The sequence below is a fragment of the Aneurinibacillus danicus genome (genome assembly GCF_007991215.1).
In the GTDB taxonomy this organism is placed as follows: domain Bacteria; phylum Bacillota; class Bacilli; order Aneurinibacillales; family Aneurinibacillaceae; genus Aneurinibacillus; species Aneurinibacillus danicus.
Genome location: NZ_BJXX01000075.1, coordinates 1 through 11,002, shown reverse-complemented (window position 1 = coordinate 11,002; position 11,002 = coordinate 1). Strand labels below are relative to the sequence as shown.

9 protein-coding genes are annotated in these 11,002 nt (G+C 49.2%); 6 read left to right on the top strand and 3 right to left on the bottom strand.

The window, feature by feature from the left end:
- Positions 1–505 precede the first annotated feature (505 nt).
- Together ADA01nite_RS09005 and ADA01nite_RS09000 are read left to right on the top strand one after the other, a co-directional pair.
- Entirely contained in the window at positions 506–949 is a 444-nt protein-coding gene (locus ADA01nite_RS09005; RefSeq protein ID WP_146809624.1) for an Hsp20/alpha crystallin family protein, read from the top strand.
- Between the two features lie 330 nt (positions 950–1,279).
- A complete protein-coding gene (locus ADA01nite_RS09000) occupies positions 1,280–1,855 on the top strand; it encodes an SEC-C metal-binding domain-containing protein (protein WP_246147277.1) in 576 nt (191 codons plus the stop codon).
- Positions 1,856–1,929: 74 nt separating this feature from the next.
- Here the strand turns inward: ADA01nite_RS09000 and ADA01nite_RS08995 are convergent, their stop codons facing one another.
- The 3 genes from ADA01nite_RS08995 to ADA01nite_RS08985 form a co-directional block, all read right to left on the bottom strand.
- Positions 1,930–2,850, bottom strand: coding sequence for a ketopantoate reductase family protein (locus ADA01nite_RS08995; protein ID WP_146809623.1), 921 nt, complete (start codon positions 2,848–2,850; stop codon positions 1,930–1,932).
- A 77-nt stretch (positions 2,851–2,927) separates the two neighbouring features.
- Positions 2,928–3,098, bottom strand: a complete 171-nt coding sequence (locus ADA01nite_RS08990) for a hypothetical protein (protein WP_246147276.1) — start codon at positions 3,096–3,098, stop codon at positions 2,928–2,930.
- 239 nt (positions 3,099–3,337) lie between these two features.
- Positions 3,338–3,529, bottom strand: coding sequence for a hypothetical protein (locus tag ADA01nite_RS08985; RefSeq protein WP_146809621.1), 192 nt, complete (start codon positions 3,527–3,529; stop codon positions 3,338–3,340).
- A gap of 230 nt (positions 3,530–3,759) precedes the next feature.
- Here ADA01nite_RS08985 and ADA01nite_RS08980 point away from each other — a divergent pair, with 230 nt between their 5' ends.
- The 4 genes from ADA01nite_RS08980 (at position 3,760) to ADA01nite_RS08965 (ending at position 10,924) form a co-directional block, all read left to right on the top strand.
- Complete coding sequence (locus ADA01nite_RS08980) at positions 3,760–6,165, top strand: 3-hydroxyacyl-CoA dehydrogenase/enoyl-CoA hydratase family protein (protein ID WP_146809620.1); 2,406 nt, start codon at positions 3,760–3,762, stop codon at positions 6,163–6,165.
- Between the two features lie 15 nt (positions 6,166–6,180).
- Positions 6,181–7,362, top strand: coding sequence for an acetyl-CoA C-acetyltransferase (locus tag ADA01nite_RS08975; RefSeq protein ID WP_146809619.1), 1,182 nt, complete (start codon positions 6,181–6,183; stop codon positions 7,360–7,362).
- Positions 7,363–7,511: 149 nt separating this feature from the next.
- On the top strand, positions 7,512–9,308 hold the full coding sequence (locus ADA01nite_RS08970) for an acyl-CoA dehydrogenase FadE (RefSeq protein ID WP_146809618.1): 1,797 nt from the start codon (positions 7,512–7,514) through the stop codon (positions 9,306–9,308).
- Positions 9,309–9,409: 101 nt separating this feature from the next.
- On the top strand, positions 9,410–10,924 hold the full coding sequence (locus ADA01nite_RS08965; protein WP_146809617.1) for a fatty acid--CoA ligase family protein: 1,515 nt from the start codon (positions 9,410–9,412) through the stop codon (positions 10,922–10,924).
- Positions 10,925–11,002: the final 78 nt, after the last annotated feature.

Here is an 11,002-nt window from a genome sequence, read left to right as displayed (position 1 = left end):
CTCTCTTTTCCCTTATACCACAAAAGTCAGCCGCCCTTCCTTTCATTTTCATAGCAGGTCTTGTGGCCAATCGGCCATGGTGGCTTTGCTTAAATACGACCATTTTACCTGGGACGAAACTCATCCATATCGTAAAATACTAGTATAGTTTCACGGAAGATACGCAAAAAGATAGTAGGAAATATAAATAAAGCAGGTCTATAGATGGTAGGAAAGATAAGTGAAGAAGGGAAAGAGGAGAAATGAAAGAGAAAATCAAAAGAATATGGAGCCAGATCCGGTATAACTACTACATGCAGCTCTACTCTAGCTGTGAAGACGCCAATCATAAAGACAAACTGCTGAAAAAGGCACACTTATACAAGCTTTCCTAATGGAAGGGTCTGCAAAGGCCCTTTTTTTGGTTGCGAGAAGGAATTTCGCTCCTCCCGTTTTGCGGTAGCTGAGTAAAAGTTGATTATGTTGGAGAAGATAATAGTGAAAATGATTTAGGAGGTCATAACATATGTCTTTGATTCCCTATGAACCATTCCGTCAACTGGATAACATGAGACGAGAATTAAATCGTTTCTTCACCACTGATTTTCCTTCTCTTGCTACAGGGTTTAATCAGAACTTTGGTGCTTTAAGAGTTGATGTTTACGAAACGGAAAACGAAGTTGTCGCCACATGCGATATTCCGGGATTAGAAAAGAAAGAAGACGTGGATATCAGCATTGATAATAATATCCTTTCCGTTAGTGGAACAGTAAACAGGATAAATGAAGTCAAGGAAGAACATATGCATAGGCAAGAGCGCTTTGTCGGTCGCTTTCAACGTTCCATCAGCTTACCATCCCGTGTTTCCTCAGAAGGTGTTAAGGCAACGTACAAGAATGGAATTCTTGAAATTCGTATGCCTAAATTAAAGGATGATGCGAAGAAAGGGATTGATGTTGAGTTTCATTAATATGCCGAGATGAATCAATATTCTTTCTGAAAATCAAAATGATTTTAGGATCGGGGCTGTCCCAAACGTAGAAATTACTTGAGGGCACAGCCTTTTTTTAATCGATTTGCTGGAGTTTACTTTTCATCAATTTTTTCTACTGTATCTGTGTCTGTATAGATAGAGAAGCGGTAGGAATATGGAGATAATCCGGGAAGATAGGGGACAGCAGGTAATTTATCTTATTTATCAGATAATTTTAAATTGTATTTCTTTGATGCATTTTCTTTCCCTTTAGGACAAGAGTTTGTAAAATAAAAAGATATGGTCAATAATTGAAGAGGAGTAGAGGTGATTCTTATTCGTACATATAAGGAAATGACCAGTGGAGAAAAACGAAGCCTCACGCTCTCGATGAAAAAATATGCCGACGCATTTGCGGAAAAATACCAGGGCAATCTGTCCGGCTTTGCCGGCGAAGCGGATGTAATTGATACATTTTACACGGAATGGCTCAAAGATTCGTTGGATTCGCATTATGCCTGGTGTTCAAAGAAAAACGAGGGTTCCACAGGTTATACAGCAAAAGGGTATCATGAACAAGACGGTTTTGCAGATGAGGCAAAGGCGAAAATACGTGACATTCTTGGAGAAAAACTCGACCTGTCAAGCATAAAAGCACAGCCTGCGTCCGCGCCGGTAAAGCGGGAGCCTGCAGCTTTAATGAAACAGGAGAGCGTAGAGCCGATGAAAGTATCCAAAGCGGATGGGCGCGGGGCCAAGGGGAAAACGAAGCGCAAAAAAGCGACCAAGCTGGGGCGCAATGATGCATGTCCGTGTGGCAGCGGCAAGAAATACAAAAAATGCTGCTTAGAAAATGGTGTGGAATATACGTATGTAAGAGGGAAATTTGTCGCGGTTTCCTAGTCGCAGATGTGATAGGATACGTGCATAGAAGAAAAACTCGCCTGAACCAATCAGGCGAGTTTTTCTTCTATGCACTACAGACGCAATGTTTTTTCATAAACTTTCAACCGGCCGTATACGGACTCTAAAACCGGGTAGAATCCTTCTTCCGGCGAGGCGAGAGAAAGCAACGCTCCATGCAGGTGATCTGCTTCGACAGGCAGCCCTTTCTCCATGTCACGCTGCATGGATGACTTCATTTCCGGACTCAGAGATTCCATCGTCTTCAGTGTCCGGGCCTCTGTTTCTTCGTCAATGGGTGCCCCGTGGTTACGGGCAATCGATACGATTTCGTGCAGCAGACGTTCATACACGGTGCGTGCGGCCGGTGTGGCAAGAATCGGTCCCACCGGCATGCTCATCAGCGTAGTAATACCGCTCATGCTGGCAATAAAGATATATTTCTGCCAGATGTCGCGCTGGATGTTCTCGCTGAGGGTGACGGTAAAGCCGGCATTATCCAGGTGGCATAGCAGCGTCTGCGTACGCTCCGATATGCCGCCGTGCCATTCTCCAAACACGATATCGTGGCGTGGGCTTGTTTGGATGACGGTTCCTTCTTTGTCGAGGGTTGTCTCAATGAAGCATAGCCCGCCAAGCACGCGCTCTTCACCGAATGCTTCCATCAGCTGCGTGAAGTGTTCGTAGCCGTTCAGAAGCGGAAGAATCATCGTATCGCTGCTTACGTAAGGCGCGATGTCGCGCTGTACTTGCGGCAGATGATACGCTTTCACTGCGAGAATGATACAATCGAACGGACCGGCCGGCTCTCCGTGCGTAATCGTCTGTACCGGATTACTGAAATCACCGTGCACACTTTTGATGACCAGTCCTGTATCCCGCAGCTGCTTTTGCTTTTGCGGACGGACAAGAAAAGTTACATCTTCCCCTTTTTGGACGAGGCGTCCGCCGAAGTAGCCGCCGATCGCCCCTGCTCCCACAATTAAAAATCGCATAGATTTATCCCTCCTGCTTTTTACATGCGTTGTCTCTAATACATTTCGTGAACGCAGGGAGATATCCTTGTGGAAAACTATACGCGCCTCTTCCTTTTTTGCTTGAACAGAGCACTGCCGACGCCCAATACCGCCGCCCATACGAGTGTAGCCAGTATGGAAGTAACGAACCATGAGGGAGTACCGAGCGCATAATACATCAATAAATGCGCCGCGAAAATAAGCGCAACCCAGGTAAGCAGATTCATAGCTGAAGTTCCTCCTTTACGTACGGTTTCGCTTTTATTCTTTCCCATTTTTTATAAAAAAAGCCTCCCTATGCAGCGTACAGGGAGGAAAGAAGTAAACATTGGAGTTCATCATTACATACGTATTGTGCAGGCACAATGTTGCGAAGGGAACGATTTTTCTTTTTACATGAAAAAAGCGTCAAATCTTAAATACAAGGATTTGACGCTCGCCTGTGCTTATTCTAAGCTGATAGGAATTACGCCGGAAACAGCATCGGTTCAAGATAATATAACACAACCGTCGCCACTGCAAGCACAAGACCCCAAATGGTCAGGCTGAATTGGCGCTGATTGCCTTTCTCCGGCTGCGGAAGCAGGCCGAGAATAATCAAGATAAAAGACATGAGAGCGGCAATCGTTAGAAACAGCATCAATACGTGTCCGGTCATGCTTGTACTCCTTTCACGCTGGGAATGTTTTTACTATTTTTACTATACCTAGCTTGCTGCTTGTCTGTCAAAAAAAGAATGTAATTTCTAAAAAATGGGGTAGAAATTCTGGCAATTGTGTACTACAATAATAATCAGAACATTTCATATTCATATCATTTTTTTATTTTTCGATATATGAATGAGTATTCATTCAATACTTGATATTTAGAAGACGAGGAGGCTGCACAATGGAGAGACGCATTCAAAAAGCCGCGGTGTTAGGCTCAGGTGTGATGGGAGCTGCAATTGCCGCGCACCTGGCGAATGCAGGCATTCAGACGTACCTGTTAGACATTGTACCGCACGCGCTTACAGAGCAGGAAGAGAAGAAGGGATTGACGCTTGAACATCCCGCCGTGCGCAGCCGGATAGCCGCGGAGTCGAAGGCAAGACTGCTGAAGACGAAGCCGGCGCCGCTGTATTCTAAGAAGAACGCTGACCTCATTATTCCAGGAAATTTAGAAGATGACGTATCTCGCTTGAAAGAAGTAGACTGGATTGTGGAGGCAATCGTAGAAAATCTGGAGATTAAACAGCAGCTATGGAAGAAGATAGAGCGGTTCTGGACGGAAGGTACGATTGTTAGCTCCAACACGTCCGGTGTTTCAATTAATAAGATGGTAGAAGGAAGAAGCGAAGCGTTCCGCCGTCATTTCCTCGGCACGCACTTTTTCAATCCGCCGCGCTACATGAAGCTGCTCGAGCTTGTTCCGGGCAACGATACGGATGAAAATGTAATCGCTTTTATGAAACGGTTCGGCGAGCGCGAGCTGGGTAAAGGTGTCGTGCTGGCAAAGGATACACCGAACTTTATCGCCAATCGGATTGGCACATACGGCCTGCTTGTAACGTTCGAAGAAATGCAGAACGGCGGCTTCGGCATCGAGGAGGTCGATGTGATGACCGGCACGGTTATCGGACGTCCGAAGAGTGCTACCTTCCGTACGCTCGATATGGTTGGGCTGGACACATTCGTGCATGTGGCGGCCAACGTGCATAAGAACGTAGCGGATGAACAGGAGAAAGCCGCATTTGTGGTGCCGGAACTGCTGCATAAGATGGTGGAAAAAGGCTGGCTGGGTGATAAAACCGGCCAAGGATTCTATCAGAAGAAGAAAACGCCGTCCGGACGTGAGATTCTTTCACTGGATTATCAAGAATTGACATACATTCCGATGAAGAAAGCCAAGCTGCCTGCCGTGGAACAGGCGAAAGCGGCCGGCGGGTTGAAGAAGCGCCTGAAAGCGCTTGTCTACAGTCCAAGCAGAGAAGGACAGTTTACCTGGAACATCTTGAAAAAAGTGCTGCTCTACTCGGCGGCCAAACTGCCGGAAATTGCCGATGATATTGTCAGTGTCGATAAGGCAATGAAGTGGGGCTTTAACTGGGAGCTTGGTCCTTTTGAGACGTGGGATGCGATCGGTGTAAAAGAATCGGTAGCACGTATGAAGCAGGAAGGTGAGACGATTCCGCAGTGGGTGGAAACCATGCTTTCTGCCGGACAGACGTCATTCTACCAAAAAGAAAACGGCACCACCTATTATCACACGCTGGCCGGGGAACGCCAGGAAGAAGAACGTGCGCGCGAATGGTTGAAGCTTTCTGCTTATAAGGAAACCGCGAAGCCGATTCTATCCAATTCGGGAGCGAGCCTCATCGATATCGGCGACGGAGTGGCCTGCCTCGAGTTCCATTCACCGAACAACGCCATCGGCTTTGATATTGTTGACATGCTGTTTAAATCGCTCGATGAAGTAGAGAAGAATTATCGCGGACTTGTCATCGGCAATGAGGCGAAGAACTTCTGCGTGGGCGCCAATCTAATGATGGTGCTGCTGGAAGCACAGGACGATAACTGGGATGATATCAATTATCTTGTGCATCGTTTCCAGCAGGCGTCGCTTGCGCTGAAATATTCGAAGAAGCCGGTCGTTTCGGCTCCGTTTGGCATGACGCTGGGGGGCGGTGCGGAAGTGTGTCTGCCGACAGCAAAAATTCAGGCAGCGGCCGAAACATATATGGGGCTTGTTGAAGTCGGCGTCGGTGTAATTCCGGGCGGCGGCGGCACGAAAGAAGTAATCTGGCGTGCCACAAAAGGGATCGATGCCATCGACCCGAAGGCAGACCTGCAGCCATTCGTCAACAAAGCGTTCGAGACGATTGCAATGGCAAAGGTGTCCACCAGTGCGGAAGAAGCCCGTGAGCTCGGATTTCTGCGCCGTGGAGATGCGATTTCCATGAATCGCGATCACCTGCTGTACGACGCGAAGCAGTCGGTGCTTGCGCTGGATATGGCGGGTTATGAGCCGCCGCGTCAAGAGAAGATACGTGTGGTCGGGGCTGACGGGAAAGCCGTGTTGAATCTCGGTATCTATACGATGCGTCAGGGGGGATACATTAGCGACCATGATGCGAAAATCGCAAAAAAATTGGCCCATGTGCTCTCTGGCGGTGATGTAAACCGAAACACGTACGTAACCGAGCAATACCTGCTTGACCTCGAACGTGAGGCGTTCTTAAGTCTGTGCGGCGAGCCAAAGAGCCAGGAGCGGATGCACCATATGCTGACGAAGGGTAAACCACTGCGCAATTAGAGAGGAGCGGAAGAGATGAGAGAAGCGGTCATTGTATCGGCTGTGCGAACAGCCGTAGGGAAAGCACCCAGAGGAACGTTAAAAAATACTCGTCCGGAAGATCTGGGCGCGGCGGTAATGAAAGAAGTCGTACGCCGCGCGCCGGGACTTGAGCCGGATATGATTGAAGATGTTATCATTGGCTGCGCGATGCCGGAAGGCGAGCAGGGACTCAACATGGCGCGTATTATTTCGGTATATGCCGGTCTGCCGAATACGGTTCCGGCGTTTACAATTAACCGATTTTGTTCATCCGGTTTGCAGTCAATCGCAATTGCAGCGGAGAAAATTATGTGCGGCTACGCCGACGTTGTGATTGCGGGCGGGGTGGAGAGCATGAGCCATGTGCCGATGACAGGCTACAAGCCGGCCCCACACCCGGAAATCGTCGAGAAGTATCCGGAAATCTACATCAGCATGGGACATACGGCAGAGAACGTGGCCGAGCGGTTTAATGTCAGCCGTGAGGACCAGGACCGGTTTGCGGTAGCGAGTCATATGAAAGCCGCAGCCGCAATTAAAGAGGGTAAGTTTAAAGAAGAAATTGTCCCGATTATCGTAAAGGAAAAGTATCTTGATGAAAAAGGCAAGCTTCAAGTACGTGAATTTGTCTTCGATACGGACGAAGGTGTACGCCCGGATACAAGTATGGAAGGGCTGGCCCGCCTGAAATCCCCGTTCCGCTTAGGCGGCAGCGTTACGGCCGGGAATGCTTCGCAGACAAGTGACGGAGCGGCGGCGGTTGTTGTTATGTCGCGGGAAAAAGCGGAAGAGCTGGGACTCAAGCCCCTTGCGATCTTCCGCTCGTTCACTGTCGGCGGTGTTGACCCGGATATTATGGGGGTAGGCCCGATTGTCGCCATTCCGAAAGCATTGAAGCTGGCAGGTATTACGCAGGAGCAGGTCGACTTGTTTGAAATTAACGAGGCGTTTGCTTCTCAGGCCCTTCAGGTTATCCGTCATTTAGGGATTGACGAAAGCAAAGTGAATGTCAACGGCGGCGCGATTGCGCTCGGCCACCCGCTCGGCTGCACGGGCAGCAAGCTGACGGTATCGCTTGTTCATGAAGCGGCGCGCAGAGGCGCTAAATACGGTGTCGTCTCCATGTGTATCGGCGGCGGCATGGGCGCCGCAGGTGTATTCGAATTCATAAATTAATGCTGGCAGTAAGAAGGAGGAAGAGGGGAGAAGCTGGATGAAAGAAAAAGGCAGCCGCCTTTTTACACATTTACGTCCAGCTGCTTATCCTCCGGCTTTTCTTATCTACTTGATTATTCTATATAAATTCTACTATGGGAGGAATCAGCATGAGCGTACAGGACACAGTGCCAAAAGGCGGACAGTTTATTTTAGAAGAAGCGGACATTCATTCCATATTTACTCCGGAAGATTTTAATGAAGAACAGCAGATGATTGCGCGCATGACGCGCGACTTCATCGAAGGCGAAGTGGCGCCGAAACGGGAAGAAATTGAGAAACTTGACTATGAATTAACAGTCAAACTGCTGCGGAAAGCAGGCGAGCTGGGGCTTTTGGGCACCGACATTCCGGAAGCGTACGGCGGTGCGGGGCTTGACAAAATCAGTTCCAGCCTTATTGGCGAACACATAGTGCGCGGCGGATCGTTTTCGTTAAGTCATGGCGCACATGTCGGAATCGGAACACTGCCAATTGTGATTTTCGGTAATCCTGAGCAAAAAGCAAAGTATCTGCCGGCGCTTGCGACCGGGGAAAAAATTGCGGCGTATTGCCTCACTGAACCGTCTTCCGGCTCTGATGCGCTGGGGGCAAAAACGACGGCGGTACTTAATGAGGCAGGCACACATTACGTTTTGAACGGGACAAAGCAATTTATTACCAATGCCGGTTTTGCAGATGTATTTATCGTCTATGCAAAAATCGACGGCGAGAAATTCTCAGCGTTTATCGTGGAGAAAGAATTCCCGGGTGTAAGCACAGGACCGGAAGAGAAGAAGATGGGCATCAAAGGTTCGTCGACTCGCCCGCTTATTCTGGAAAATGTAGAAGTGCCGGTGGAAAACCTGTTAGGTGAGCCAGGGCAGGGCCATAAAATCGCATTCAACATTCTGAACATCGGCCGCTACAAGCTCGGTGTTGGCGCAATTGGCGCATCCAAGTGGGCGATTCAACTGGCGACTCAGTACGCCAAGGAGCGTAAGCAGTTCAACACGGAAATTGCCAACTTCCCGCTTATTCAAAATAAAATTGCGGATATGGCGATCCGCACCTTTGTGAATGAGGCGCTGACATACCGCACCGGAGGTTATTTAGAAGCGGCAATGCAGCATCTGAATATGGAGGAGAACGTGTTCAATGAAGCTGCCAAAGCGATCGAAGAACATGCAATCGAATATTCCATCGTGAAAGTATTCGCTTCGGAAGCATTGGATTTTGTAGCGGACGAAGGCGTGCAAATTCACGGCGGATACGGCTACATTTCCGAGTATCCGATTGAACAAATCTACCGGGATTCCCGCATTAACCGTATCTTCGAAGGTACAAATGAAGTAAACCGCTTGCTCATCCCGGGTACGCTGTTGAAGCGTGCTATGCAGGGACGCCTGCCGCTTATGGAGAAGCTCCAAACGCTGCAAAAAGAGCTGACCGGCTATATGCCGCCCATGGATCTGTCCGAGTCGGCCGAGCTTTTGGAGGCGGAAAGCAAGATGCTTGAATCCGCGAAGAAGCTTTTCTTGATGGTGGGCGGTACGGCCGTACAGAAATACATGCAGAAAATCGATCGGGAACAAGAGATTCTTGAGAACCTGTCTAATATGATGATCACGATTTATGCTCTCGAATCCGCGCTGCTTCGTGCGAAGAAGACGGCGAGCCGCAAAGGCGAAGCCGCAGCGCAGTTGCAGGTAGACATGACGCGCGCTTACTTCCAGGAAGTATGGTCTGACCTTGAGAAGTGGGCGAGAGAAGTGCTCGTTGCGACAAGCGAAGGCGATGTGCTCCGTACGCAGCTTTCTATCGTGAAAAAGCTGGTGCGCATGCAGCCGATCAATACAATTGCGCTCAAGCGTGAAATCGCGAAGCGTATTATCGAAGCCGAACAGTACACAACGACAGTGAAGTAATCCAAGGGCGGGCTGGCGAGGACGACGCCTGCCCGCCCGTTCTCTTTTTTCGCCGGACTTCGACAGAAAGTTATGAAAAAAAAGAGGGGTGGCTACTCATAATGACATTAATTGAGAACATCGAGCGGGGAGTTCGGGAATTTCCGGAGCGGATCGCCTATATCTTTCAGGGCATGGAGGCAACGTACGGTCAACTGTATCAACAGGCGAAGAATACCGCAGCCTATCTGGCGGAAAAAGGCATCGGAAAAGGCGACCATGTCGCGCTGCTGCTGGGAAATTCACCGCATTTTTTGATTTCGTATTACGGTGTCTTATTAACCGGCGCCGCAGTTGTGCCGATTAACCCGATTTATACGCCGAAAGAAATTATGTATATCCTGCATAACAGCCAGTCCAAGGTGGCGATTGCGGCTGCTCCGCTGCTGCCGGCATTTGAAGGCATAAAGCAGATGCTGCCGGATTTACACGAAGTTGTGCTGGTCGGCGGAGATTCCGAGCATAAGTGGACAACCCCATTCGAAAAAATAGCAGCGCATTCAAGTGAAGGCTGGCAGCGTCCGGAAATTGACGGGGACGATCTGGCGGTCATTTTATATACGTCTGGCACGACAGGACAGCCGAAGGGCGCGATGCTGACACAGCGCAACTTAGCATCGAACGCGGAAGCGATCGCCGAATACCTGGGCGTAACAGAGGCAGATACGTTCGTGACCGTGCTTCCGATGTTTCATGTGTTCTGCATGACGGTGTGCATGAACGCTCCTATCGCGATTGGCGCTACCATGCTTATTCTGCCCAAATTCAGTCCGACAGAGGTTGTGCAGGCGATTCGTGAACACAAAGCGACCTTATTTGTCGGTGTACCGACGATGTATAACTTTATTATGCAGACACCGGGCGTATCGCCCGAAGACCTTGCTTCACTCCGCATCTGCATCTCCGGAGGAGCGTCCCTGCCGGTAGCGCTGCTGCACAATTTTGAGAAGAAATTCGGTAAAGTTATCTCCGAAGGATACGGGCTGTCGGAAGCGTCTCCGGTTACGGCCTTCAATCCGGTCCATGGCGTGCGAAAGCCGGGATCCATCGGAGTGGATATTCCGGGCGTAGAGAACAAAATCGTCGACGCGGAAGGAGAAGAGCTTGAACGCGGTCAGGTCGGCGAGCTCATTGTGCGGGGACCGAACGTCATGAAAGGGTATTTAAATATGCCTGAAGAAACATCGCGCACCATTCAGGGCGGCTGGCTGTATACAGGCGATATGGCGTATATGGATGAAGACGGGTATATCTTCATTGTAGACCGGAAAAAAGACATGATTATTGTAGGCGGTTACAATGTGTATCCGCGTGAAGTGGAAGAAGTGCTGTATGAACATCCGCAGGTCATCGAGGCGGCAGTGATTGGGGTGCCGGACGAAAATCTGGGGGAAGCGGTGCAGGCGTATGTGGTGGCCCGCGATGAATCGCTCACGGAAGAAGAGCTGAAAGCGCACTGCCGTACCGAGCTTGCGAAGTACAAAGTGCCAAGCAAGATTGTATTCTTAGACGAGTTGCCGAAGAATACGACCGGGAAAATCCTGCGTCGTACACTTCGTGATATGGTGTTGAAATAACAAAAAAACAGAGGCTTACCACAGTCGTTATTTCTCCTGAAGTGGCCAAAGCCTCTGTTTTTTCTGTGAAAATCGTGA